The organism is Cupriavidus sp. CPT47-8839-RL05A (assembly GCF_058792255.1).
In genome coordinates this window covers 40,791-64,082 of record NZ_JBYTEG010000011.1, presented here as the reverse complement: position 1 = coordinate 64,082, position 23,292 = coordinate 40,791, and the positions used below count along the sequence as shown (strand labels likewise).

At 68.3% G+C, this 23,292-nt stretch carries 22 protein-coding genes; 12 read left to right on the top strand and 10 right to left on the bottom strand.

The features are described from left to right. Positions 1–5 precede the first annotated feature (5 nt). A complete protein-coding gene (gene eutC, locus AC3WVS_RS15200) occupies positions 6–791 on the top strand; it encodes an ethanolamine ammonia-lyase subunit EutC (RefSeq protein WP_492319320.1) in 786 nt (261 codons plus the stop codon). A 99-nt stretch (positions 792–890) separates the two neighbouring features. On the opposite strand, the gene AC3WVS_RS15195 is transcribed toward eutC, so the two are convergent. From AC3WVS_RS15195 to AC3WVS_RS15185, 3 genes are all read right to left on the bottom strand, one after another. Further along, positions 891–1,364, bottom strand: a complete 474-nt coding sequence (locus AC3WVS_RS15195) for an aminoacyl-tRNA deacylase (RefSeq protein WP_010814055.1) — start codon at positions 1,362–1,364, stop codon at positions 891–893. Between the two features lie 82 nt (positions 1,365–1,446). Beyond that, positions 1,447–2,376 carry a LysR family transcriptional regulator gene (locus AC3WVS_RS15190; protein ID WP_492319319.1) on the bottom strand — a complete coding sequence of 310 codons (930 nt, stop codon included), beginning with the start codon at positions 2,374–2,376 and terminating at the stop codon, positions 1,447–1,449. A gap of 90 nt (positions 2,377–2,466) precedes the next feature. Continuing rightward, a complete protein-coding gene (locus AC3WVS_RS15185; protein WP_492319318.1) occupies positions 2,467–3,780 on the bottom strand; it encodes an MFS family transporter in 1,314 nt (437 codons plus the stop codon). A 450-nt stretch (positions 3,781–4,230) separates the two neighbouring features. Here AC3WVS_RS15185 and AC3WVS_RS15180 point away from each other — a divergent pair, with 450 nt between their 5' ends. Then, complete coding sequence (locus tag AC3WVS_RS15180; protein WP_051398545.1) at positions 4,231–4,569, top strand: hypothetical protein; 339 nt, start codon at positions 4,231–4,233, stop codon at positions 4,567–4,569. Between the two features lie 23 nt (positions 4,570–4,592). On the opposite strand, the gene AC3WVS_RS15175 is transcribed toward AC3WVS_RS15180, so the two are convergent. Then, positions 4,593–5,342, bottom strand: a complete 750-nt coding sequence (locus tag AC3WVS_RS15175; RefSeq protein WP_492319317.1) for an SDR family oxidoreductase — start codon at positions 5,340–5,342, stop codon at positions 4,593–4,595. A 263-nt stretch (positions 5,343–5,605) separates the two neighbouring features. Here AC3WVS_RS15175 and AC3WVS_RS15170 point away from each other — a divergent pair, with 263 nt between their 5' ends. Beyond that, a complete protein-coding gene (locus AC3WVS_RS15170; RefSeq protein ID WP_010814051.1) occupies positions 5,606–6,376 on the top strand; it encodes a ferredoxin--NADP reductase in 771 nt (256 codons plus the stop codon). Between the two features lie 84 nt (positions 6,377–6,460). Here AC3WVS_RS15170 and fumC read toward each other — a convergent pair whose 3' ends face one another. Beyond that, positions 6,461–7,867, bottom strand: coding sequence for a class II fumarate hydratase (gene fumC / locus AC3WVS_RS15165; protein WP_010814050.1), 1,407 nt, complete (start codon positions 7,865–7,867; stop codon positions 6,461–6,463). 135 nt (positions 7,868–8,002) lie between these two features. Between fumC and AC3WVS_RS15160 the strand changes: the two genes are divergently transcribed. After that, positions 8,003–8,893, top strand: coding sequence for a LysR family transcriptional regulator (locus tag AC3WVS_RS15160; protein ID WP_010814049.1), 891 nt, complete (start codon positions 8,003–8,005; stop codon positions 8,891–8,893). Here the strand turns inward: AC3WVS_RS15160 and AC3WVS_RS15155 are convergent. Next, complete coding sequence (locus tag AC3WVS_RS15155) at positions 8,890–9,240, bottom strand: four-helix bundle copper-binding protein (RefSeq protein WP_010814048.1); 351 nt, start codon at positions 9,238–9,240, stop codon at positions 8,890–8,892. The genes AC3WVS_RS15160 and AC3WVS_RS15155 overlap by 4 nt on opposite strands. A 322-nt stretch (positions 9,241–9,562) precedes the next feature. Here AC3WVS_RS15155 and AC3WVS_RS15150 point away from each other — a divergent pair, with 322 nt between their 5' ends. Next, positions 9,563–9,937 carry a hypothetical protein gene (locus AC3WVS_RS15150; RefSeq protein ID WP_010814047.1) on the top strand — a complete coding sequence of 125 codons (375 nt, stop codon included), beginning with the start codon at positions 9,563–9,565 and terminating at the stop codon, positions 9,935–9,937. 18 nt (positions 9,938–9,955) lie between these two features. On the opposite strand, the gene AC3WVS_RS15145 is transcribed toward AC3WVS_RS15150, so the two are convergent. Next, the gene (locus tag AC3WVS_RS15145) at positions 9,956–11,947 is read right to left on the bottom strand and encodes a sensor domain-containing diguanylate cyclase (RefSeq protein WP_492319316.1); all 1,992 of its coding nucleotides are present in this window, start codon (positions 11,945–11,947) and stop codon (positions 9,956–9,958) included. Between the two features lie 229 nt (positions 11,948–12,176). Here AC3WVS_RS15145 and AC3WVS_RS15140 point away from each other — a divergent pair, with 229 nt between their 5' ends. The 4 genes from AC3WVS_RS15140 (at position 12,177) to AC3WVS_RS15125 (ending at position 19,507) form a co-directional block, all read left to right on the top strand. Continuing rightward, positions 12,177–15,434: a bifunctional diguanylate cyclase/phosphodiesterase gene (locus AC3WVS_RS15140; RefSeq protein ID WP_492319315.1), complete on the top strand. Its 3,258-nt coding sequence runs from the start codon at positions 12,177–12,179 to the stop codon at positions 15,432–15,434. A gap of 163 nt (positions 15,435–15,597) precedes the next feature. Then, positions 15,598–16,692, top strand: coding sequence for a putative 2-aminoethylphosphonate ABC transporter ATP-binding protein (locus tag AC3WVS_RS15135; RefSeq protein WP_492319314.1), 1,095 nt, complete (start codon positions 15,598–15,600; stop codon positions 16,690–16,692). After that, positions 16,689–18,416 carry a putative 2-aminoethylphosphonate ABC transporter permease subunit gene (locus tag AC3WVS_RS15130; RefSeq protein WP_492319313.1) on the top strand — a complete coding sequence of 576 codons (1,728 nt, stop codon included), beginning with the start codon at positions 16,689–16,691 and terminating at the stop codon, positions 18,414–18,416. The genes AC3WVS_RS15135 and AC3WVS_RS15130 overlap by 4 nt, the downstream gene beginning before the upstream one ends. Before the next feature lie 62 nt (positions 18,417–18,478). Further along, on the top strand, positions 18,479–19,507 hold the full coding sequence (locus AC3WVS_RS15125; protein ID WP_492319312.1) for a putative 2-aminoethylphosphonate ABC transporter substrate-binding protein: 1,029 nt from the start codon (positions 18,479–18,481) through the stop codon (positions 19,505–19,507). An 82-nt stretch (positions 19,508–19,589) separates the two neighbouring features. On the opposite strand, the gene AC3WVS_RS15120 is transcribed toward AC3WVS_RS15125, so the two are convergent. Next, the gene (locus AC3WVS_RS15120; RefSeq protein ID WP_492319311.1) at positions 19,590–19,913 is read right to left on the bottom strand and encodes a PadR family transcriptional regulator; all 324 of its coding nucleotides are present in this window, start codon (positions 19,911–19,913) and stop codon (positions 19,590–19,592) included. A 516-nt stretch (positions 19,914–20,429) separates the two neighbouring features. On the opposite strand from AC3WVS_RS15120, the gene AC3WVS_RS15115 reads away from it, so the two are divergent. The 3 genes from AC3WVS_RS15115 (at position 20,430) to AC3WVS_RS15105 (ending at position 22,003) form a co-directional block, all read left to right on the top strand. Next, entirely contained in the window at positions 20,430–21,359 is a 930-nt protein-coding gene (locus tag AC3WVS_RS15115; RefSeq protein ID WP_492319310.1) for a DMT family transporter, read from the top strand. A gap of 76 nt (positions 21,360–21,435) precedes the next feature. After that, positions 21,436–21,690: a type II toxin-antitoxin system RelE family toxin gene (locus tag AC3WVS_RS15110; RefSeq protein ID WP_492319309.1), complete on the top strand. Its 255-nt coding sequence runs from the start codon at positions 21,436–21,438 to the stop codon at positions 21,688–21,690. After that, on the top strand, positions 21,674–22,003 hold the full coding sequence (locus AC3WVS_RS15105) for a helix-turn-helix domain-containing protein (RefSeq protein WP_492319308.1): 330 nt from the start codon (positions 21,674–21,676) through the stop codon (positions 22,001–22,003). The genes AC3WVS_RS15110 and AC3WVS_RS15105 overlap by 17 nt, the downstream gene beginning before the upstream one ends. Before the next feature lie 22 nt (positions 22,004–22,025). On the opposite strand, the gene AC3WVS_RS15100 is transcribed toward AC3WVS_RS15105, so the two are convergent. Beyond that, positions 22,026–22,289, bottom strand: a complete 264-nt coding sequence (locus tag AC3WVS_RS15100) for a hypothetical protein (RefSeq protein WP_492319307.1) — start codon at positions 22,287–22,289, stop codon at positions 22,026–22,028. Positions 22,290–22,312: 23 nt separating this feature from the next. Beyond that, positions 22,313–22,801: a ferric iron uptake transcriptional regulator gene (gene fur / locus AC3WVS_RS15095; protein ID WP_492319306.1), complete on the bottom strand. Its 489-nt coding sequence runs from the start codon at positions 22,799–22,801 to the stop codon at positions 22,313–22,315. Positions 22,802–23,292 lie beyond the last annotated feature (491 nt).

The following is a 23,292-nucleotide window of genomic DNA, read 5'->3' as shown; positions in this document are numbered from 1 at the left end:
AGCCGATGACGGACAGACGCCCGCCACCCGCCGATCCCGCCAACGCCGATGCCGACCCGTGGCAACGCCTGCGCCAGTTCACGCGCGCGCGTGTAGCGCTGGGCCGTACCGGCCACAGCCAGACCACCGATGCGGTGCTGGCCTTCGGGCTGGCCCATGCGCAGGCGCGCGATGCGGTGCACCTGCCGCTGGACGTGGGCGCGGTCACCGCGGCGCTGGATGCGGCGGGGGTACAGAACCTCGCCGTGCACAGCGCGGCGCCGGACCGCGCGCACTACCTGCGGCGCCCCGACCTGGGCCGGCGCCTGGACGATGCCAGCCGCGCGCGGCTGGCCGCAGCACGGCCTGGCGAGGCGCCCGATGTGGTGTTCGTGGTTGCCGACGGCCTGTCAGCGCTGGCCACGCAGACGCACGCGCTGCCATTGCTCGATGCCACCCGCCCGCGCCTGCCGCCGACATGGCGCATCGGCCCGGTGGTGGTGGCCGAGCAGTCGCGCGTGGCGCTGGGCGACGAGATCGGCGAGCTGCTGGGCGCGCGCCAGGTGGTGATGCTGATCGGCGAACGGCCGGGCCTGAGTTCGCCCGACAGCCTTGGCATCTACCTGACCCATGCGCCGCGCACGGGCCGCACCGATGCCGAGCGCAACTGCATCTCCAACGTGCGCCCCGAAGGCCTGCCGTATGCGCAGGCCGCCGACCGGCTGGCCTTCCTGCTGCGCGGCGCGGCGGCATTGGGCCGCTCGGGCGTGGACCTGAAGGACGACAGCGTGCCGGCGTTGCCTGCAGGCTGAAACGTCTGCCTCACTCACCCGCCCGCCAGCATGCAAAACAGCCGCCACGCGGGTTCGCAACCGCGTGGCGGCCGTTCAGTGGCCAATAAAATGCGCCGCTTACATCATGCGGCGCGAAAACTGCCCGTGCCCAGCGTCCGACATCAACTTCGAGAACTGCTCGCCGCTCATGTGCACCAGTTCCTGGTGGTCACCGCCTTCGAAATACACGTCGGGCTGCGCCATCAGGCTGTCGTCCACATAGGTCTGCATGCCGTAGGCCATCGCCACCGGCGGGATCGCGCCGAGGTCGCAATCCTTGAAGATCTCGCGGATCTCGTCCTCATGCGCCAGCACCAGGTTGCGCCCGGTCTGTTCGCAGATGGCGGCCATGTGCAGATGGTGGCTTGAAGGAATCACGGCAGCGACATAGCCGCGGTCATCCTCCAGCAACAGCGTCTTGGCCAGCCGGTCCCCGGGAACATGCGCTGCCTCGGCAGTGGCCATGCTGCTGAGGGTGTAGGGGTGGCGGATGATGTCGTACTGGGTGTTCTTGCTGCTCAGGCAGCTTGCAAGCGTGCTAGCCAGGGCCATGGTAGCTCCTCAGGTGCGGATGCGCCGACGGTTATCCTTGTGCTCCTACTATAGTCCGTGGCGACCACTGCCGAAGGCACCGCTAGCGGTGCAGCCGCGGCCACACTGCCTGCAGCTCGGTTTTCAGGAAGTTCAGCAGGTAGCGCGTGGCCAGCGTCTGGTAGCGGTTGGGCATGGTCAGCATGTAGAGCTTGCTGCCGAACACGCTGATGCGGTAGTCGCACAGCAGCGGCACCAGGGCGCCGCTGTCCAGTTCCGCGCCGATCGCATAGATCGGGAAGATGCCGATGCCGAGGCCCGCCAGCACCGCCTCTTTCAGGAAGGCAAAGTTCTCGGAGGTGAGCGTTGGCTCCAGCACCACCTGCTCACGGATCTCACCGCCGTCGCCGCCGCCACTGTGCCGGATGCCCGTTGCCTTGAGCTTCTGCCCCTCGGGCGACGCGCACACGAACGCATGCCCCTGCAGCTCGGCCAGCGCTTGCGGCGCCAGGTGGCCGGCGAGGTAGGCTGGCGACGCGCACACGATCCAGTCGACTTCGCCGATCTCGGTGGCGACCACTGAATCCGGCGGGGTGGAGATGATGCGCAGGGCCACTTCGACGTCCTCGGACACCAGGTTGTGCACACGGTTGTCGAAGACCACGTCGAGCGTGATGTCGGGATAGCGCTGCTTGAACAGCACCAGCAGCGGCGACAGCAGTGAATGGCCCAGCCCGGTAGGCACCGAGAGCCGCACATGGCCCTTCAGGCTTTTGCCCATATTACTGATCAGTGCATTGGCGGCGGCCACCTCGCCGAGGATGTTGCGGCCGTGCTCGTACAGGCCGGCACCGACCGGAGTCGGCTCGACATGGCGCGTGGTCCGGCGCAGCAGCTGCACACCCAGCTCTTCTTCGAGCGCCTTGAGCCGGTAGCTGACATTGGCGCGCGTCATCTTGAGCTTGCGCGCGGCCGCGCTCAGGTTGCCCGCATCGACGATGTCGACGAACAGGCGCAGGGCGTTCAGGTCCATGGGGTGATCAATGAAAGAGGGGGCGATTACGGCCCCGTATATTGCCATGCTCTTGGCGGCGTCCCGCGGCATTGCACCGCGGGGTGCGCATCAATGCTCGTGATGCAGGTATCTGGCCTGGCGCGGCAGGCGCAGGCTGACGAAGAAGGCAATCACCATCATCGCCGTCACGTACCAGTAGAACGCGGTCTCGTGGCCTAGCGTCTTCATGCCCAGCGCCACATACTCGGCCGAGCCGCCGAAGATCGCGTTGGCGATGGCATAGGCCAGGCCCACGCCCAGCGCGCGCACCTCGGGCGGGAACATCTCGGCCTTCACGATGCCGCTGATCGAGGTGTAGAAGCTGACGATGGCCAGCGCCACGGCAATCAGCACAAAGGCAAGCTCAGGGCTGCTGACCGTGCCCAGCGCGGTCAGGATCGGCACCGTGCAGAGCGCACCCAGCGCGCCGAACAGCAGCATGTTGGTGCGCCGGCCGATGCGGTCGGAGAGCGCGCCGAACACCGGCTGGATGCACATGTACAGGAACAGGCATCCCGTCATCACATAGCTGGCGGTCTTGATCGACATGCCGGCAGTGTTGACCAGGTACTTCTGCATATACGTGGTGAAGGTGTAGAAGATCAGCGAGCCGCCCGCGGTATAGCCCAGCACGGTGAAGAAGGCGGCCTTGTGGTGGCGGAACAGCGCGGCCACGCTGCCGGCTTCCTTGTTGCCGCGGGTGGCTGCCGACGAGGTCTCGTGCAGCGTGCGGCGCAGGAACAGCGCCACCACCGCGGTGACCGCGCCGACCACGAACGGGATGCGCCAGCCCCAGGCCTTCAGTTCGGACTCGTCCAGCAGCTGCTGCAGGATCACCACCACCAGCACTGCCAGCAACTGGCCGCCGATCAGCGTCACATACTGGAACGACGAGAAGAAGCCGCGCCGGCCGCGCAGCGCCACCTCGCTCATATAGGTGGCGGTGGTGCCGTATTCGCCGCCGACCGACAGGCCCTGCATCAGGCGCGCGAGCAGCAACAGCGCCGGCGCCCAGTTGCCGATGCTGTCATAGGTGGGCAAGCAGGCAATCAGCAGCGAGCCGGCACACATCATGATCACCGAGATCAGCATCGAGTTCTTGCGGCCATGGCGGTCGGCGATGGTGCCGAACAGCCAGCCGCCAATGGGCCGCATCAGGAAGCCGGCGGCAAAAACGCCGGCGGTGTTCAGCAGCTGCGCGGTGGGATCGGACTTGGGGAAGAACGACGGCGCGAAGTAGATCGCGCAGAAGGCGTAGACGTAGAAGTCGAACCATTCGACCAGGTTGCCCGACGAGGCGGCGACGATGGCGTAGACGCGCTTGCGCACTTCTTCGCGGCTCGGGGCGGCCGTTTGGGCTGGAGTAGCGGTGAGATCGGTCATGTTGTTGTGTGCAGTCAGGGGCGGCGCAGGGCAGCCGCGGGTCAGGTCGCGCTGCGCAGTGCTGGCGGCAGATGCCGGAAGACATGGCGGCCGCAGGGCACCGGAACGGTGGGGGCGGCAAGGGGAACACGGGGGAAGGCCGGGCGGAAGCCCGTCGGTCTGGGGCGTGAACTGGCGCGCACTGCGGCGCATTTGCCATCGAAGCGTAGCCCGATCCGCCAGACCTGCCCACCCCTTGATATGCTGCAGTGCAGCATGGATCGACCGGGTCGACGCAGCCATCAGGGTTTGCGGGCGATTGTCCATGTGGCTGGACACTGAATCTGGCTGCGGCCCGTCTGGCGCCCAACCGCAACAGGGTATTGCTTGCGCTGCGGCTTGCAGTGTGCGCGGGGATGGGCAATGATGCGAGCCGGACCTTCAACTGGCCTACTGCGCCCCCCGTTTGCCATGCACCGCTCGTTGCGTCGATGGCTGTGCCTGCCTTTGCTCTTTGCCGGCGCCAGCGCCCCTGCCCAGGACCTGGTCGAATGCAAGCGGATCGAGCACGACCAGCTGATCACCGCCTCGCAGGAAACGCTGCTGTTCCTGCGCTGCCGTGCGCGCCAGGTCGCGTATGAAGCGCCGCGCCTGAAGGGTGTTTCGCAGCGCGTAAAGGACGACCTGGTGTTCGCCTGCCTGGACCAGGCCGACGCCGTGGAGCACCAGCTGCGCGTGCGCCACGGCTACTCGCGCGACACGCTGGCGCGCCAGCGCTGCGAACTGTCCTTGCCGGCGCCCGGGGGCTGACTTCTGGCCCGGCGGGCAACGGCTCAGGCAAAGCCCCCGTTCACCCGCACCACCTGCGCATTGACCCACGCCCCATCCGGCCCGGCCAGGAACGACACTGCCGCGGCAATGTCCTCGGGCGTGCCCAGCCGCTCCAGCGGCGCCACTTTGGACAGCTGCGCCACCTGCTCTTCCGATTTGCCATCGAGGAACAGCTCGGTCGCGACCGGCCCCGGCGCCACCGCGTTGGCGGTGATGCCGCGCCCGCGCAGCTCGTTGGCCAGGACCCGCACCAGCCCTTCCACGCCTGCCTTGGCTGCGATATAGGGACCGTAACCGGGGAAAGAACGCGCGATCACGCTGGTCGACAGCGCGATGATGCGTCCGCCCTGGCCCAGCCGGGCGGCGGCCTCGCCCAGCACCAGGAAAGCGCCGCGCAGGTTGGTGGCGATGGTCTGGTCGAAGGCGTCCAGGCTGGCCGGCGCAACCGGCGCCATCTGCATGATGCCGGCGCTATTGACGACCACGTCGAGCCGGCCGAACGCCCGCTGCGCGGCATCGAACAGTCGTGCCACGTCTGGCGCGTGCGCCACATCGCCCTGGATGGCGATGGCATTGACGCCGGCCTCGCGCACCGCCGCCACTGTCTCTTGGGCCCGGGCGGCGCTGCCGGCGTAGCCAATGGCGACGTCGAAGCCGTCGGCGGCCAGCCGCAGCGCGATGGCGCGGCCGATGCCGCGGGAGGCGCCGGTGACGAGCGCGGCGCGGCGGGAAATAGCTGGGGTGGAGGTCATGGCAGTTTCCTTGGGGAGCAAAGGGAAGATGACCTCATGATGGATGTTGGCTGTCTTTGGATAAATGTGCTGAAATAAACTTTATTAGCTAAAATTTCTCAACAATATCTGGCGTGCCGCATGCGCCGCACCGCATTGCACATCCGGGAAATCCCGCGCTGGCGTTGCAGGCTCCGCCTGCGCCGCCCCCAAGCATGCGTTAAGATTCTTCCTTTCCAGCCGTCTTTGGCGCTGCATCCTGCCGCTGTATCCCGCGTTTCGCCATGAGCAACCTGAACCAGCAATCCATCCTCTCCGTCCATCACTGGACCGACACCCTTTTCAGCTTTACCTGCACGCGCGACCCTGGTTTTCGCTTTGAAAATGGCCAGTTCGCCATGGTCGGGCTGGAGGTGAACGGTCGCCCGCTGCTGCGCGCCTACAGCATTGCCAGCGCCAACTATGAGGAAACGCTGGAATTCTTCAGCATCAAGGTGCCCGACGGCCCGCTGACCTCGCGCCTGCAGCATCTGCGCGAGGGCGACCAGATCTTCGTCGGCAAGAAGCCGACCGGCACGCTGCTGGTGGACAACCTGCTGCCCGGCAAGACGCTGTGGCTGCTGGCCACCGGCACCGGCCTGGCGCCGTTCCTGTCGATCATCCGCGATCCGGAGGTCTATGAGCGCTACGACAAGGTCGTGCTGACCCACACCTGCCGCTTTGTCGAAGAACTGGCCTACCGCGAGCTGATCCAGGAACACCTGCCGCAGCACGAGCACCTGGGCGATCTGGTGCGCGAGAAGCTGGTGTACTTCCCGACCGTGACGCGCGAAGAGTTCGATAACCGCGGCCGCATCACCGACCTGATCGCCTCGGGCGAGCTGTTCGAGCGCCTGGGCGTGGAGCCGTTCTCGCTGGAGAACGACCGCATCATGCTGTGCGGCAGCCCTGACATGCTCAAGGACGTCCGCGCCATCCTGGAAGAGCGCGGCTTTGCCGAAGGCAATATGAGCCATCCTGGCCATTTCGTGCTGGAAAAGGCCTTCGTCGGCTAAGGCCGGCCTGCCCCGGCGCGGATCGGTTCCGTGCCGGGGCGCATCCCTGCTGTACCCCCCGCTGTACTCCCGCTATACCTCCCGCTATACCTCCCGCGTCATCCCCTTCAGGTCGATCCACTCGGCAAACTGCGCCTCGGTGACATGCCCGGACGCGATCGCCGCCTCGCGCAGCGACAGGTTGCGCTTGACCGCCAGCTTGGCGATCTCCGCGGCCTTGTCGTAGCCGATATGCGGGTTGAGCGCGGTCACCGGCATCAGCGAACGCTCCAGCAGTTCGGCGATGCGTTCGCGGTCGGCCTCGACGCCTTCGACCATATGCTCGGCAAAGCTCGACGCGGCGCCCGCCAGCAGGCTCACCGACTGCAGCAGGCTGTAGATGATCACCGGCTTGTAGGCGTTCAGCTCCAGCGTGCCCAGCCCGTTGGCCAGCGTCACCGTGGTGTGGTTGCCGATCACGCGGCAGCACACCATTGCCAGCGCCTCGGCCTGGGTCGGGTTGACCTTGCCCGGCATGATCGATGAGCCCGGCTCGTTGGCCGGCAGCACCAGCTCGGCAAAGCCGGCGCGTGGCCCTGAGCCCAGCAGCATGAAGTCGCGCGCGATCTTCAGGAACGACGAGGCCGTGGTGCTGAGCGCGCCGGACAGGTCGGCCAGCGCATCGTGCGAGGCCTGCAGCGCATAGCGGTTGGGCGCGGGCTCGAACGGCAGGCCGGTGTAGTCGGCCAGCGCGCGCGCGAAGGCCGCGGCGAAGCCGTGCGGGGCGTTCAGGCCGGTGCCCACCGCGGTGCCGCCCTGTGCCACCGGCATCGCGCGCAGCATGGCCTGCTGCAGGCGCGACTGCGCATCGGCCACCTGCGTCATGTAGCCCGAGAACTCCTGCCCCAGCGTCAGCGGCACCGCATCCTGCAGGTGGGTGCGGCCGACCTTGACGATATCGGCAAAGGCTTCCACCTTGCGCGCGAAGGTCTGCTGCAGCTGCTCCAGTGCCGGCAGCAGTTGCTGCTGGATCGCGCGCGTGGCGGCGATATGCATCGCGGTGGGGAAGCTGTCGTTGGAGGACTGGCTGGCGTTGACGTGGTCGTTGGGATGCACCGGCGTCTTGCTGCCGACCTTGCCGCCCAGCAATTGAATCGCGCGGTTCGCGATGACCTCGTTCAGGTTCATGTTGGTCTGCGTGCCGGACCCGGTCTGCCAGACCGACAGCGGGAACTCGTCGGGCCAGCGGCCTTCGATGACTTCGGTCGCGGCTTGTTCGATCGCGTGCGCCAGTTCGGGCTTGAGCACGCCAAGCTCGCCATTGGCGCGCGCCGCGCACAGCTTCAGGACGGCAAAGGCCTCGATCAGCGCCGGCGGCATTTTCTCGTTGCCGATGCGGAAATTCTGGCGCGAGCGCTCGGTCTGCGCCCCCCACAGGTGATCGGCGGGCACGGGCACGTCGCCCAGGCTGTCTTTCTCGATGCGGGTGGCGGCGGTGGACGGGTCAGACATGGGCAGACTCCTATGCAAGGCAGCGGACGGTTGGACCGGGTGGCTTGGTGCAGTCCATTAGAATACCGCTTCACCGCGGCCGGCGCCCACGCGCCCGCCGCCCTTGCCTTGCCCTTAGCGACATCCCTCGGCCGCATGCTCATCGCCCAGCTCAAGTCCTTCTTCATGGTGGCCCGCATCGGCAGCGTCACGCAGGCCGCCAAGCGCCTGGGCCTGTCGCAGCCCACCATCACCGCGCAGATCCGTGCGCTGGAAGAAGCCTACGGGGTCGAGCTGTTCCACCGCGGCGGGCGCCGCCTGGCGCTGTCAGACGCGGGGCTGGCATTGCTGCCGCGCGTCGAGGCGCTGGTGCAGCAGGAAACCGAGATCGACTTCTTCCTGCGCCATTCGGGCGACCTGCGCACCGGCAGCCTGCGCGTGGGCGCGACCGCGCCCTACTATGTGCTGGAGCTGATCCGCGGCTTCAGCGAGCGCTTTCCCGCCATCGATGTCAGCGTGGTGACGGGCAATTCGCAGGAGGTGCTGGAAGCGCTGCAGGAATACCGCGTCGATATCGCCACCTCGTCGCAGCGGGTGGACGACGCGCGCCTGTCGCGCGTGCTGCTGGGCGTGGACCCGCTGATGCTGGTGGTGCACCGCACCCATGCGCTGGCCGGGCACACCGAAGTGGCCGTCAGTGCGCTGGCGGGTTGCCGCCTGCTGATGCGCGAGCTCGGGTCGACCACGCGCATCGCCACCGAAGACATGCTGGCGCAGGCGCGCGTGAGCCCCGCCGCGCAGATGGAGATCGGCAGCCGGGAGTCGATCCGCGAGGCCGTTATCCGCAATCTGGGCGTATCGGTGATCGCCCGGCACGAGGTGCCGAGCCATCCGGACCTGCGCGTGCTGGGCTTCACCGATGCCTCGCCCTGCCTGCACGAGTATCTCTACTGCCTGCGCGAGCGGCGCGGCGCCAGGCTGATCGATGCCTTCGTCGCGCTGGCCGAGCCGCCGCAGGGGCGGCAGGAATCGGGCGCGGACCGCTAAGCCGTCATCTTCAGGCACTGCTCCATGCAGGCTGCGCAGGCGCGGGCGCATTCCTGGCAGTGCTCGTTGTCATGGTGCTCGCATTCCTCCTTGCACCACTTGCAGACTTCGGCGCAGTCTTCGCACACCAGCGTCGCGAACTCGCTGTTGCGCAGCATGTAGGACGCGGCCAGCTGGGCGATGCCGGCGCAATCCATGTCCAGCGCGATGCAGCGCGCCATCTTGCGCACGTCCTGTTCTTCCAGGCAGGCCGCGGCGCACTTGAGTGCGGCAGCGGATGCGGCATTGCAGGCGGCAATGCAGTCGGCGTAGCGGGCGGCGTTTTCCTGCACGGTGGGTCGGATCATGGAACGTCCTCCTTCGGGGGTAGGTGGATGGGACCAGCATGCCCACGGTGCCGGAAGCGGCGCATCCGCACGTGCACGGGGCATCGTTATCCACAATAGCAGGCGCTGCCGGTTCCTGTCGGCCCGGTATTTGCTGCGCCCCGCTGGTTACAATGCCAACTGAGCGCAGCAGATCGGCGACGGCGCGCACGCAGCGCCGCCGTCACCTGCGACCATGGCCGGGCACCACCGGCCCGCATTGCGCATCTAACAGGCACGGTCCGGCCGCACTGGCGGGGCCGATGCAAACACACACCGGCAGCACGGGGAAGGAAGGCACATCATGGGCGAGGCAAAACGGCGGGGAACCCCCGAGGAGCGTGCGGCACAGGCACGCGCAAAGATCGAGGCCTTGCGCCCCGCCCAGCTGGTCTGCGGGCACTGCAAGACCGCGTTCGCGCAATTCGACGCGCTCGACGTGCCGGGCCTGCCCGGCATCGATGCCGTATTCGGCGGCGAATGCCCCGGCTGCGGCAACGACGTGGTGGTGTTCAAGGGCGCGCCCGATGCGGTGGCCCAGGCCATGATCGCGTGGGAGAAGATGCTGGGCGCCGATGCGCAGCTGGGCTACCAGTCCAGCGATGGCCGCCACGTGCCGTTCGAGCCCGAGGGGGCCGGCGGCGCGGCGTCGGACAAGCCCGGCGGCACCATCCACTGAGCCCCCGGCCGGGGCCGCCTACTGCGGGCTGAGCTCGCCCGCCAGTTCCGGCGGGCCGATCTCATAGCGCCCGCGGCCCGCGCCCTTGGCGCGGTATAGCAGCACGTCCGCCAGCCGCATCAGTTCGCGGTCCTGCGCCGGGCCGCCGTTGTAGAGCGCCACGCCGATGCTGACGTCCACGTCGGCGGATACGCCCTCGAAGTCGAAGGGCTCGTCCATCGCCTGCAGGATGGCCTGCGCCACGCGGCGTGCCGCGGCGGGCTGGGTCATGTCTTCGAGCACCACCGCGAACTCGTCGCCACCCAGCCTGGCGACGGTGTCGCGCTCGCGCACGCAGCGGCGCACGCGCTGGGCAAAGGTCTGCAGCAGCTGGTCGCCGGCGGCGTGGCCGTGGATATCGTTGACGGCCTTGAAGCGGTCCATGTCCAGGTACAGCAGGGCCATCAGCGTGCCATGCTCGCGGCTGCGCACCATCGCCGCGTGCAGCTGGCCCTCGAAGGCGCTGCGGTTCATCAGCTGCGTCAGGTGGTCGGTGCGCGACATGCGCGCCAGGCGTTGCGTCTCCAGCTTGCGCTGCGTGATGTCCTGCACGTGGATATGCACGCCCACCACCTCGCCGCCGTCGGCGCTCCATTCCGGGCGCAGGCTGCTCTCCATGCAGTGGTATTCGGGGTCGCTGTCTTCGGTTTCGAAGGTCACCGCAGTGCCCGCCAGCGCGCGCTGCATGAAGGGCTGCACGCGCGCGTAGCGGGCCTCGCCCAGGATTTCGCGCACGTGCCTGCCGCGCAGTTCCTCCGGCTTCAGGCCGAAGACACGTTCGTAGGCCTGGTTGTTGAACACATAACGCTCATCGGTGTCGATAAAAGCCAGCAGCGACGGCAGCGTGTCGGTCACCGCGCGCAGGCGCCGTTCGCTGCGGTCCAGCGCCTGGCGGCGCTCGCGCACGTCGCGCATCAGCTTGATGAAGGCGCGCGTCAGGTCGCCGATCTCGTCGCGCTGCTGCCGTGTCGGCAGCCGCTCGAACGCGGACAGGTCGTTGGCGCTGGCCTGCACCACCTTGTGCAGGCGCGCCAGCGGCGCCAGCTGGCGCCGCACCGCCAGCCAGATCAGCAGGGCCACCGCCGCCATGGCCACCCCGGCCATGCCCAGGAAGCGCTGCTGCATCTGGTGCAGCGGTGCGTAGGCCTCGCGCGCGGGCAGCAGCGCCACCAGTTCCCAGCCGGTGCTCGACATCAGGTAGCGCGCGATCACCGGCCGAGCCGGCGTGAGGAATTCCAGCGGCGCGGGGCTGTCATCCTCGCCGCAGGTATCGGCCACGGCCAGCGCCGGCTGGCGCGCCTGCGCGGGATCGGGATGGCGGATATAGACCGGCTTGGGGCCGGCCGATACCAGGCAGTAGTAGCCGGTGGTGCCAAGGCGGTTGTGCAGGATCTCGACCAGGAAGTTGGCGCTGGACAGGTCCAGCCAGCCGCCCACCAGGCCGACGAAGGTCCGGTTCGGCGTCAGCACCGGCACCGCCACCATCACCCCCATCTGGCCGTTGGTGCGCGAGCGGATGGGCGGCGACACCACGGGCGCGAGCGAGCGGGCGGCCTCGCGGAAATAGCTGCGGTCGCCAACCTCCGCCCCGCTGCCGCGGTTGCTGACGATGTTGCCCTGCATGTCGGCAACCAGCAGCGCGTTGAACGCGGCCGGCACCGGGATCGCTGCGGACAGCGCATCCAGCGCCCGCTCGCGCACCGCGGCGGCCTGCGCGCCGTGCGCCTGCGCCAGCAGGCCGCTGAGTTGCGCAGCCTGGTGCGACAGCAGCACGATGCGGTCGTTCATGGCGGTGTCGAGCTGGCTGGCGGTCAGCTTGACGACGGAGTCCTGCTGGACCTGCAGCGCATCGTGCAGGTCGCGGTGGGCATCGTACAGGGCGGTCAGTACGATGCCGGTGCCGAACACCGCGGCCAGCACGGTGGTGATGATCGCAATGCGCGCTTTCAGCGTGGGTGTGTAGACGGGCATGTAGGGCGCAGTTGGGGCGCCAGTGGCGCGGACTGTCGCGTACTTGTGGGGCATCTCCGGTGCAACCCTAACATACCCTGCCGTAGTGGGGCATGCGGTCTTTCCCCCGAACGGGTTCATCCCCGGCGGGGGTGTGCGGGCTGCCTGTGCCACGGTATAGTCCCCGGTTAATGCGAAGGCACGTCCACGCAGACGGCATGCCCCTGCTGCATGCCGGAACCGATCGACCATGAGACTGACTTCGCTTTCCCCTGCCCTGTTGTCATTGCTGGTCGCGGCCGGCGGCGCGCTGTTGACGGCAGGGGCATGGCTGCAGGCGGAGCGGCTCGAGCGCCGCGAGGCGCAGCAGCATTTCGACGCGCTGCTGGGACAGGCCGGCAGCGCGCTGCGCGAGCGCATGCTCGAGAACGAACGCCTGCTGCGCGGCGTGGCCGCCGTGCTGAGCGCCAACCCCGACACCTCGCGCACGCAGTGGCGCGACTATCTCTATACCGCCCAGCTCGACGACCTGCCCGCGGGCACCCAGTCAATCGGCTACGCGCCGCTCACGCCGTTGCAGCGCGTGCCGCGGCTGGTGCAGGCCGCCCGTGCCGACGGCCTCGCCGACTATGACATTCATCCCGGCGGCAAGCGCGACCTGTACGCACCGATCTTCTATATCGAACCGCTGGACGGGCGCAACACGCGCGCCGCCGGCTTTGACATGCTGTCCGAGCCGACGCGCCGGGCGACGCTGGAAGCCGCCCGCGACAGCGGCGAACCGCGGCTCACGCCCGGCCTGGCACTGGTCCGCGAAACCGAGGCGGCGCAGCGCCAGCACGGCGCGCTGGTATTCCTGCCGGTCTACGCCGGCGAGGCGCCGGTCAGTACGGTGGCGCAGCGGCGCCAGGCGGTGCTCGGCTATGTCTACGTGTCGCTGCGCCTGGGCGACCTGATGCGCGCAGTCGGCGCCCCGGCGGCGGCGGAACTGGAGCTGTCGCTGTATGAGGGCTCCCCGGCCGCTCCCGGGCCGATGCTGTCCGGCGGGCCGACCGAAGGCGAGCGCCGCGAGGACGGCAGTGCCGCGCTGCTGCAGGGCGAGCGCCAGCTCCAGTATGGCGGGGTCACCTGGACGCTGCGCGGCGCCACGCGCCCCGCCTTCGAAGCCGCGCATGGCCCACGGCAGGCGTACCTGGTGCTGGCCGCGGGCACGCTGGCCACGCTGCTGCTGGCGTGGCTCGCCCATGCACTGGCACGCCAGGGCCGCGCCGCGCGCCAGCGTGAAGCGCAGGCCGTCCATGCCTGGGAAGATGACAACGCCATGCTGCAGGCGTGCATGGCGCAGTCGAACGACGGCTTCCTGCTGGCCGATGCACAGGGCGTGGTGGTGCGAGCGAGCGAGCGGGCAGGGCAACTGTTCGGCGCCGATCCCGCGGCACTGGCCGGGCGCAGCCTGGACACCCTGGTTCCCGGCGCCACCGGCGTAGTCCCCAGCGGCGCTGCCGCAGGGGCCGAGGCCCACCGTGAACTGGCGGGCGTGCGCGCAGACGGCAGCCGCTTCGCGCTGCGCGCCAGCGCCGCGCGCCTGCCTGCGGCCAACGCCTGCACCGCGCACTGGCTGTGGGCGGTCACGGACCTGGAGCCGGAACGGCGCGCCCAGCAGTCTGCCGCGGTGCAGGCCGCACGCTATGCCGGGCTGCTCGACCATGCCGCCTTCTGCGTGATCACCTTCGATGAGGACGGGCTGATCACCGGCATCAACGCGGCTGGCCAGCGCATGCTCTGGTACAACGCCGCGGAACTGGTCGGCCGCATGCACATGACCGGCCTGCATGTTGCCGACGAACTGGCCGACCATGGCCGCGTGCTCAGCGGCGAGCTGGGCGAGCCGGTGCCGCCGGGACTGCCCGCCCTGGTGGCCAAGGCACGGCTTGGCCTGACCGACGAGCGCGAATGGACCTGGGTGCGCAAGGGCGGCTCGCGCATGCCGGTGCAACTGGCGGTGTTCGCCCTGCCGGCGCCCATCGAGGCTCCGGCCGCTGACGCTGCGCCAGCCGGGCCCGCCGATGGTGCCGATGGTGCCGATATGCCCCGCTCCGCGCCGTCGCCTGGCTACCAGGCCATCGGCTACGACCTGACCGAGCGCCGCCGCGTCGACGAATACATCCGCCACCTGGCGCTGCACGACCCGCTGACCGGCCTGCCCAACCGCGCCGAGCTGAGCGAGCGCGCGCAGGCGCTGCTGCTGCACGCGCGCACCCACGGCGAGCGCGTGGCCCTGCTGCTGCTCGACCTGGACCATTTCAAGCACATCAACGACTCGCTCGGCCACCCGGTCGGCGACGACGTGCTGCGCACCATGGCCGACCGCCTCAAGGGCGCGGTACGACAGGGCGACCTGGTGGCGCGCATGGGCGGCGATGAATTCGGCGTGGTGCTGGGCGGCCTGCGCCACGACAGCGAAGCCGAGCTGATTGCCGCCAAGATCCAGGCGCGCGTCAATGAAGAACTGCAGGCCGGCGGCCAGCGCCTGCGCGTGACGCCATCGATCGGCATGGCGATCTTTCCGGACGATGGCGATAGCCTGACCGAGCTGCTCAAGGCTGCCGATTCGGCTGTCTACGCGGCCAAGCACGACGGGCGCGCACAGTTGCGCCGCTTTGCCAGCGCCATGGCCGAGGCCTCGCTGGCGCGCTTCACCATCGAAGGGCTGCTGCGGCGCGCGCTCGCCGGCGATGAGTTCCGGCTGCGCTACCAGCCGATCGTCGATGCCGCGACCCTGGCTATAACCGGCGTCGAGGCGCTGATTACCTGGAACACCCCGGAACGCGGCGCCATGCAGCCGGCCGAGTTCATCCCCATCGCCGAGCAGAGCGGCCTGGTGGCGCCGCTGGGCGAATGGACCCTGGCCACCGCCTGCCGCGAAATCCAGGCCCTGCGCCAGGCGCTGGGCAGCGAGATCGAGGTCGCGGTCAATATCTCGCCACTGCAGCTGCGCCAGGCCAACTTCCCCGATACCGTGGCGCACTGCCTGCAGCAGGCCGGCCTGCCGCCGCAGGGACTGGTGATCGAGGTCACCGAAGGCATCCTGGTCGACGGCGGCGAGACCACCATCGAGACCTTCCGCCGGCTGCGCGAGCTGGGCGTGGGGCTGTCGATCGACGACTTCGGCACTGGCTACTCCGGGCTCAATTACCTGACCCGGCTGCCGATCAGCCGGCTCAAGATCGACAAGTCCTTTGTCGACGACGTGGCCACGCCCGGCCACGACCAGGCGGTGGCCGCGGCGATCATCGCGCTGGGCCACCAGCTGCACCTCAAGGTGATTGCCGAAGGGGTGGAGACGGCGGCGCAGTTCGAGTTCCTGCGGGCGCAGGGGTGCGACGGGCTGCAGGGGTTCCTGTTCAGCCAGGCGGTGCCGCACGAGGTGCTGCGGGAGATCCTGGAAAAGGGGATTCGCGTGCCGACCCCCACGTCTGCGGGCGCCACGGCGCTGCGCGAGTCCTGATCGTCCAGGGGCATCATTTATAACTTGCCGGCGTGCATGCGCCGCTGCCCCATCCCAAATCCCCCGATACCTCCATCGAAATACTTTGCCGATCTGCCACACGGCTGGCATCTGCGCTGCCTATGCTGGCGACCGATTCAACTGAGATTGCGGAGATTCGGTGATGCAGGCAGGCAAGTCCGGGGAGGGCCGGGCATTCCTGGCGGTGGAGCAGGTCAGCAAGCGCTTTGGCAGCTTCGTCGCGCTGGACGGCGTGTCGCTGTCGGTCGGGCAGGGGGAGCTGCTGTGCCTGCTGGGCCCGTCCGGGTGCGGCAAGACCACGCTGCTGCGCATCATCGCGGGACTTGAGCGCGAGGACGCAGGGCGCATCCATGCCGGCGCGCGTGAACTGACCGGCCTGCCGCCGCAGGCGCGCGACTACGGCATCCTGTTCCAGTCCTACGCGCTGTTTCCCAACCTGACCGTGGCGCAGAACGTGGCCTATGGCCTGCATGGGCGCGGCATGGGACGCACGCACCGCGACGCGCGCGTGGCCGAGATGCTCGACCTGGTCGGCCTGGCCGGCAGCGAGCGCAAGTTCCCGGGCCAGCTCTCCGGCGGTCAGCAGCAGCGCGTGGCGATGGCCCGTGCGCTGGCGCCGGCGCCTTCGCTGCTGCTGCTGGATGAGCCGATGTCGGCACTCGACGCGCGCGTGCGCGAACACCTGCGGCTGGAGCTGCGCCAGCTGCAGCGCAGGCTGAATATCACCACCGTGATGGTCACCCACGACCAGGAAGAGGCCATGACCATGGCCGACCGCATTGCCGTGATGGACGGCGGGCGCATCGTGCAGGCCGGCACTCCCGCCGAAATCTATGAGCAGCCGGCGTCGGCCTTTGTCGCCGGTTTTGTCGGGCAGGCCAACTGGCTGCCGGGGCGCAGCGCGCAGGCCGGGCGCTTCACCGTTGGCGAGGGCAGCCAGGCCGTCGAATTCCTGGTCGACACGCCGCAGCCGGCGGCATCCGCCGGCCGGCTGTGCTGCCGCCCGGAAGCGGTGCGGCTGGACCCGGATCCCGCCGAGCCCAACCGGCTGCTGGCGCGCGTGGTCGACCAGACCTACCTCGGCAACCGCTACCGGCTGGCGCTGGAAGCGGACCGCCTGCCGGGGCTGGCCCTGTTTGCCGACGTGGCGCGCGAAGCTCGGCACCGGCTGCCCGACGCGGGCGGCCACAAGTTCTGGATTGCGCTGCCCGCGCGGGCGTTGCGGGTGTTTGCATGATGCGCGCGGTCACTGTCGTCCTGCCCGCGGCTACCCAGGCAGTATCGCCGCGCGGCACCGGCCTGGCCTCCCGGCTGGCGCACGGTGCCCCCGCCGCGATGAAGTGGCTCTGGCTGGCCGGGCTGGCCGTCGGCCTGCTGCTGCCGTTGCTGGCGCTGTTCCGCCAGGCGTGGTTCGATGCGGCGGGGCAATGGGCGCTGGGCGCGCGCATGGCGGCGCTTGTGACCAGCCCCAACTTCCTGCCGATGCTCGGCCGCAGCGTGGCGGTGTCGCTGGCGGTGGTGGCGCTGGTGGTGCCGCTGGCATTTGGCTTTGCCTATGCGCTGCAGCGTTCCTGCATCGCACTGCGGCCGCTGTGGCGCGGCATTGCGCTGTTGCCGCTGTTTGCGCCGTCGCTGCTGCCGGCGATCGCGCTGGTCTACCTGTTCGGCAACCAGGGCATCTTTCGCGGCGCCTTCGGGCCGGGCGGCATCTATGGCTTCTGGGGCATCGTGCTGGGCGAGGCCTTCTACACCTTCCCGCATGCGCTGATGGTGCTGGTGGCGACATTGTCGCTGGCCGATGCGCGCCTCTATGAGGCGGCGCGCGCGATGGGCGCCAGCCCGTGGCGCACCTTCTGCACGGTCACGCTGCCGGGCGCGCGCCAGGGCCTGTTCGCCGCCGCCTGCCTGGTGCTGACGCTGGTGATCACGGACTTTGGCGTACCCAAGGTGGTGGGCGGCGGTTATCCGGTGCTGGCGCTGGAAGCGTACAAGGCCGTGGTCGGGCAGCAGCAGTTCGACCGCGGCGCGCTGATTGGCATGCTGCTGCTGGCGCCCGCGCTGCTGACCTTTGCCGTGGACATGGCAATGCAGCAGCGCCAGCGCACGCAGATGGGCAGCCGCGCGCAGGTGTATGTGCCGGCGCCCGCGCGCGGCCGCGACAGCGCGTGCCTGCTGCTGGTGGCGCTGGTCAGTGCCGCGCTGCTGGCAGTGATCGCCACTGCGGTGGGCGCGTCGCTGGTCAAGCTGTGGCCATACAACCTGGGCCTGACGCTGGCGCATTACGACTTCGACAACATGGACGGCGGCGGCTGGCTGGCCTACCGCAACAGCCTGAAGCTGTCGGCGCTGACCGCGCTGGCGGGCACGGCGGCGATCTTCCTGGGCGCCTGGCTGACGCTGCGCACGCGCGGCCCGGCCTGGCTGCACGGCGTGCTGCGCGCGGGCTTCCTGTTGCCGATGGCGGTGCCGGGGCTGGTGCTGGGCCTGGGCTATGTGTTCTTCTTCAACGCGCCCGGCAATCCGCTGCACGCGCTGTACGGCACCATGGCGCTGCTGGTGCTGTGCAACGTGGCGCACTGCTACACCACCGGCCACCTGACCGCGGCCGCGGCGCTGCGCCAGCTCGACAACGAGTTCGAGGCCGCGGCGCTGTCGCTCGGGGTGGCGCCGCTGGTGACGTGCTGGCGCGTGACGGTGCCGGTGTGCCTGCCGGCACTGCTCGATATCTTCCGCTACCTCTTCGTGTCGTCGATGACCACGGTCTCGGCGGTGATCTTCCTGTACAGCCCCGACACCGTGCTGGCGGCGATCTCGGTGCTGAACATGGACGATGCCGGCGACACCGCGCCCGCTGCCGCGATGTCGACGCTGATCCTGCTGACCTCGGTGCTGGCGGCCTTGCTGCTGCACGCGGTCTCGGCCGGCTGGCTGCGCCGCGCGCAACGCTGGCGCGCCGGCTGACCCTTGCCCGCTTCGCCGTACCCCTGCATTCCGGAACACTGACCGAACCCAAAGGAGAAACCATGTCCCGCATCACCAACCTTGTCGCGGCGCTTGCCGCCGCGGCCGCCCTGCCGATGCTGGCCGGCAATGCCAGCGCCGCCACCGTGCTGACGGTCTATACCGCGCTCGAAGCCGACCAGATCGCCGCCTACAAGACCGCGTTCGAGAAGGTGCATCCCGATATCGAAATCAAATGGGTGCGCGACTCCACCGGCATCGTCACCGCCAAGCTGCTGGCGGAAAAGGCCGCGCCGCGCGCCGATGCGGTGTGGGGCCTGGCCGGCTCCAGCCTGGCGATCCTGGACAAGGAAGGCATGCTCGACCCGTATGCGCCGAAGAACCTGGCCGCGATCGATGCCAAGTACCGCAGCCCGGCCAACCCGCCGGCATGGGTCGGCATGGACGTGTGGGGCGCGGCGATCTGCTTCAACACCGTGGAGGCGCAGAAGCAGGGCCTGCCCAAGCCGACCTCGTGGGCCGACCTGACCAAGCCGATCTACGCGGGCAAGGTGGTGATGCCGCACCCGGCCTCGTCGGGCACGGGCTTCCTCGATGTCAGCGCCTGGCTGCAGATGATGGGCGAGCAGAAGGGCTGGCAGTACATGGATGCCCTGCACAAGAACATCGGCCTGTACACGCACTCGGGCTCCAAGCCGTGCAAGATGGCCGCGCAGGGCGAGTTCCCGATCGGCATTGCGTTCGAGTACCGTGCCATGAAGTCGAAGAAGGAAGGCGCGCCGATCGATATCGTGCTGCCTGGCGAAGGCCTGGGCTGGGACATCGAGGCCACCGCCATCGTCAAGGGCACCAGGAACCTGGACGCCGCGCGCAAGCTGGCTGACTTCTCGGCCTCGCGCGAAGCGATGGCGCTGTATGAGAAGAACTTTGCCGTGCTGGCCGTGCCCGGCATTGCCAAGCCCGATGCGCTGCTGCCCGCCGACTACGAAAAGCGCCTGATCAAGAACGACTTCCGCTGGGCGAGCGACAACCGCGACCGCATCCTGGCTGAATGGAGCAAGCGCTACGAAGGGAAGGCGGAGAAGAAGTAAGGCACAAGGCGCGCCTCGCGGCGAGGAGATGGCCCGCAGAAACGGGTACGCTCCCCGCGCCGCGGCAGCCGCGCTGGCCGGATCAGGCCTGGCGCGGCACTTCGTCGGTGGCCGGCTGGCCGGCGTGCAGGCGGCGGTAGAGATCGTCGATGCGCTGGCGGCTGGCCTGCAGTTCTTCGCGACCGCGCTCGGTCAGCAGGTAGACCCGGCCGATGCCGTCGCGCAGCACGCTTTCCAGATAGCCTTCCATTTGCAGGGCGCGCAGCAACGGGCGCACTGAACCGATATCGACCTGGAAGCCGTATTCCAGCAACATGTCGGCAAGCATGGCCACTGTAGCCGGGACTTCGAGCGCAAATTGCAGGACGTAGACGCGGGCCAGCAGGCCCAGGAACTGTCGTTTCATGTGGACTGGCAACGCGGCAGGCGCCGCGCCGGTTGACGCAGGCGGCGTCCGGAGCTCGGTGTTTGCAGGCGTTGTGATGCCGGCGGCGCGGCAGCCTGTCATCCTGTTGGACTGGTGCGCATGCGCCTGATAAGGCGCATTTTACCCTTTGGACAAAAAAGAAGCCGCCAGGAGCCCTGGCGGCTTGTCGGGAATGCGTCGGAGGGGTCAATTAACTCTGGCGCAGACCAGAGTTTAATTTAATCGAAGGCGGCTTGTCACGCCTCGGTAACAGCGCCCCCTCCAGCGTGGGGTGATGATGAAAGGCTCTGTAAGAAAAGTGACGAGTTTGCGCGACATTGTGCGGAGAACGGCGCTCAAAAATGTTGTAAATCAGTCAACACCACTTGGATTCCTGCCGGAAAGCGGGTCGCCATCGTGGCGACGGCGGGGCACAGGTCCGAATCCGGCTTGCGGTATGCGCCGCACAGGCGTCAAATCGCGGCAACCTTCAACCCGCGCCTCCCGGTTCCCCTGATGAAACCCGCCGATCTCGCCCGCTTGCTTGCCCTGGCCGCCATCTGGGGGGCCAGTTTCCTGTTTATCCGCATCGGCGTGCCAGTGCTGGGACCGATGCCGACCGCCTTCGCCCGGGTGCTGATCGGGGCGCTCACGCTGGCGGCATGCCTGCCGCTGCTGAAGCTGCGCTGGGATTTGCAGGGCAAATGGCCGGCGGTGCTGGCGCTTGGTGTGGTCAATTCCGGTCTCCCGTTTGTCATGTACGCCATCGCCGCGCTGTGGCTGCCGGCCGGTTATTCGGCCGTGTTCAATGCCATGACCCCGCTGATGGGCGTGCTGATCGGCGCGCTGGCGTTTTCCGAACGGCTCACGCGCGCCAAGGCCGCGGGCGTGCTGCTGGGCGTGGCGGGCGTCGCGGTGCTGACCCGCACCGGACCGGTGGCGTTCTCGGCGGACGTGCTGCTGGGCGCGCTGGCCTGCCTGCTGGCCACCGCCTGCTACGGGCTGTCCGGCTTTCTCGCGCGGCGCTGGATCACGCAGCGCGGCGGCCTCGACAGCCGGCTGGTTGCCGCCGGCAGCATGGTCGGCGCCACCGTGTTCCTGCTGCCCTTCTGCCTCGCCGCGCTGTGGCGCCACAACACGCTGCCCGCTGCCGGCGCCGGCGTGTGGGCGGCCATGCTGGGGCTGGGCGTGCTGTGCACGGCGCTGGCCTACATCCTGTATTACCGACTGATTGCCGACCTGGGCCCGGTGCGCTCGCTGAGCGTCACCTTCCTGATCCCGCCGTTCGGCATCGTCTGGGGCGCGCTGTTCCTGGGCGAGGCACTGTCGTGGGCGCACGCGGCGGGTGGCGCGCTGATCGGGGTGGCGGTGTGGCTGGTGTTGCGGCCGGTGGCGGGGGTGGAGCAGGGCGTCAGTCCGGCAGCTGGTGTAGCGGTCAAACGTTGAGCTCCTCCGGGTAAGAATAAACTTATATTCATTGCCATAGTGTCTTTGTTGCCTATAATTTTCTTATATTCGAGTGATGAACTCGATATATTGGGCAACGAAGGCCACGAGGCAAGTCCGAAAGCTCGACAAGCCAATGCGCGTCGCGATCCTTGATGCGATTGAGGGCTTGGGGCATATGCCGAACTGCCAATATGTCAAAGCGCTAGCCAACCATGCCTATGGCTATCGGCTCAGAGTCGGCAACTACCGGGTGCTGTTCGACTGGGACGGAGCGATACGAATCGTGGAAATACAGGAAGTGAGAAAGCGGGATGAACGCACCTACTAACATCCAGACGATCATCGGGCCGGATGGCAAGCCGGCGTTTGTCGTGATTCCCTATGGGGACTACGTCTCGCAATATGCGCGCGCCAGTGATCTGGTTCCGCATGCGGTCGTGCGTCGCGTGCTAGCCGATGACGTGCCGCCTCTGCGCGCCTGGCGCGAGCATCTTGGCCTGACCCAGGCAGACGTCGCAGTGCGCCTCGGCATTTCACAGCCAGCCTATGCGCAGCAGGAGAACAGCACCCGCCTGCGCAAGACCTCGCGTGAGCGCATTGCCGCCGCACTCGGCATCACTGCAGCGCAGCTCGATATCTGAGCCAGGACGCCAGGCCACTGACTCAGGCCTGTGCCGCCGTGCCCGCCGCCACGTTGTACTGCTCGCGCACCATCACCACCACGCGGCGCGCCTGGCGCAGGTGACGCACGGCGTCGGCTTCGCTGCGTTCGGGGAAGTCGACTTCGGCGCTCCAGTTGCAGCCGGTGTGGTCGGGCCGGTGCACGCAGACCGCGCGCAGCTGGCAGTCGTGGCAGCCGGGCTCCTGCCGCAGGCACAGGTTGATCAGGCGTTTCAGTTCGGACAGGGGCTTGTTCAGGCGCTCCATGGATGGCTCCGTCAGGTGCGCGCTTACGCCCGGGCGGGCAGTTCCGGCGTGGGCTCGGCCTCGGTGGCGCCGGCCCGGCATTGCGGGCAGACGCCATACAGCACCAGCATGTGCTCGCGCAAGACAAAGGCGTTGTCGGCGGCTACCTGGCGCTGGCGCTGCTCGATGCTTTCATCGCGGAATTCCTCCACGCGGCCGCAGGCGACGCAGATCAGGTGGTCATGGTGGCCGCCTTCGTTGAGTTCGAACACGGCGTGGTCGGACTCGAAGCTGTGCCGCAGCAGGATGTCGGCCTGCACCAGCTGGTTGAGCACGCGATACACCGTGGACAGTCCCGCATCCTCGTCCTGGGTCAGCAGGATGCGGTAGACGTCTTCGGCGCTCAGGTGGCGCTGGGCGCTGGTGCGGAACACTTCAAGGATCCGCATGCGCGGCGACGTGGCCTTCAGGCCGGCGCGCTTGAGATGGATCGGGTTTGTGCTCTCGAATGACATGGCGGAAGGCATTGGCATGCGGCTGGCGCCCCGCGCGCAGGGCGGCGCCCGGCCTGGCGCCGCGCACTGGCGGCGTCGATGGCTTGGCGGGATTTCAGGCTGAAGCGCCAGGGCCGGACCAGCGCTGGCGCTCCCGTCCCTGGCGGCGCGCCGTGCTTGCACGACGCGCGGAATAAAAAGGTGGCCTGGCTTGTCACCGGAAGACGCGATCGGGAAAGCGGGGTCTGGTTGCTTTCCCGATCTTCCGAAGACTGGCTACTGCCAAACGCTCCGCGTGACGGAGCGGTCCCCACAAAAGTCGGTGTCGAATGCCGCAGCGGCGGCATCCGGAAAATCCTGTCGTTCCTGCCAGCTTCGGTTGCTGCCGCGTGCCGCGGCGCGCCGGAGCTGGCCGGTCTGCCTGTCGGCTGGTGCATCGTGCGTCAGGCAGTGATCGCATAGTAAATGGGAATCGATCTCATTACAAGGAAAATTTTACGGGTGGCCTCGTTTTTTGAGGGTGACCCGGT

Excerpts from the sequence above, each read along its gene's own strand:
- eutC (WP_492319320.1), top strand. The coding sequence starts at position 6 with ATGACGGACAGACGCCCGCCACCCGCCGATCCCGCCAACGCCGATGCC.
- AC3WVS_RS15195 (WP_010814055.1), bottom strand. The coding sequence starts at position 1,364 with ATGGCCCTGGCTAGCACGCTTGCAAGCTGCCTGAGCAGCAAGAACACC.
- AC3WVS_RS15190 (WP_492319319.1), bottom strand. The coding sequence starts at position 2,376 with ATGGACCTGAACGCCCTGCGCCTGTTCGTCGACATCGTCGATGCGGGC.
- AC3WVS_RS15185 (WP_492319318.1), bottom strand. The coding sequence starts at position 3,780 with ATGACCGATCTCACCGCTACTCCAGCCCAAACGGCCGCCCCGAGCCGC.
- AC3WVS_RS15180 (WP_051398545.1), top strand. The coding sequence starts at position 4,231 with ATGCACCGCTCGTTGCGTCGATGGCTGTGCCTGCCTTTGCTCTTTGCC.
- AC3WVS_RS15175 (WP_492319317.1), bottom strand. The coding sequence starts at position 5,342 with ATGACCTCCACCCCAGCTATTTCCCGCCGCGCCGCGCTCGTCACCGGC.
- AC3WVS_RS15170 (WP_010814051.1), top strand. The coding sequence starts at position 5,606 with ATGAGCAACCTGAACCAGCAATCCATCCTCTCCGTCCATCACTGGACC.
- fumC (WP_010814050.1), bottom strand. The coding sequence starts at position 7,867 with ATGTCTGACCCGTCCACCGCCGCCACCCGCATCGAGAAAGACAGCCTG.
- AC3WVS_RS15160 (WP_010814049.1), top strand. The coding sequence starts at position 8,003 with ATGCTCATCGCCCAGCTCAAGTCCTTCTTCATGGTGGCCCGCATCGGC.
- AC3WVS_RS15155 (WP_010814048.1), bottom strand. The coding sequence starts at position 9,240 with ATGATCCGACCCACCGTGCAGGAAAACGCCGCCCGCTACGCCGACTGC.
- AC3WVS_RS15150 (WP_010814047.1), top strand. The coding sequence starts at position 9,563 with ATGGGCGAGGCAAAACGGCGGGGAACCCCCGAGGAGCGTGCGGCACAG.
- AC3WVS_RS15145 (WP_492319316.1), bottom strand. The coding sequence starts at position 11,947 with ATGCCCGTCTACACACCCACGCTGAAAGCGCGCATTGCGATCATCACC.
- AC3WVS_RS15140 (WP_492319315.1), top strand. The coding sequence starts at position 12,177 with ATGAGACTGACTTCGCTTTCCCCTGCCCTGTTGTCATTGCTGGTCGCG.
- AC3WVS_RS15135 (WP_492319314.1), top strand. The coding sequence starts at position 15,598 with ATGCAGGCAGGCAAGTCCGGGGAGGGCCGGGCATTCCTGGCGGTGGAG.
- AC3WVS_RS15130 (WP_492319313.1), top strand. The coding sequence starts at position 16,689 with ATGATGCGCGCGGTCACTGTCGTCCTGCCCGCGGCTACCCAGGCAGTA.
- AC3WVS_RS15125 (WP_492319312.1), top strand. The coding sequence starts at position 18,479 with ATGTCCCGCATCACCAACCTTGTCGCGGCGCTTGCCGCCGCGGCCGCC.
- AC3WVS_RS15120 (WP_492319311.1), bottom strand. The coding sequence starts at position 19,913 with ATGAAACGACAGTTCCTGGGCCTGCTGGCCCGCGTCTACGTCCTGCAA.
- AC3WVS_RS15115 (WP_492319310.1), top strand. The coding sequence starts at position 20,430 with ATGAAACCCGCCGATCTCGCCCGCTTGCTTGCCCTGGCCGCCATCTGG.
- AC3WVS_RS15110 (WP_492319309.1), top strand. The coding sequence starts at position 21,436 with ATGAACTCGATATATTGGGCAACGAAGGCCACGAGGCAAGTCCGAAAG.
- AC3WVS_RS15105 (WP_492319308.1), top strand. The coding sequence starts at position 21,674 with ATGAACGCACCTACTAACATCCAGACGATCATCGGGCCGGATGGCAAG.
- AC3WVS_RS15100 (WP_492319307.1), bottom strand. The coding sequence starts at position 22,289 with ATGGAGCGCCTGAACAAGCCCCTGTCCGAACTGAAACGCCTGATCAAC.
- fur (WP_492319306.1), bottom strand. The coding sequence starts at position 22,801 with ATGCCAATGCCTTCCGCCATGTCATTCGAGAGCACAAACCCGATCCAT.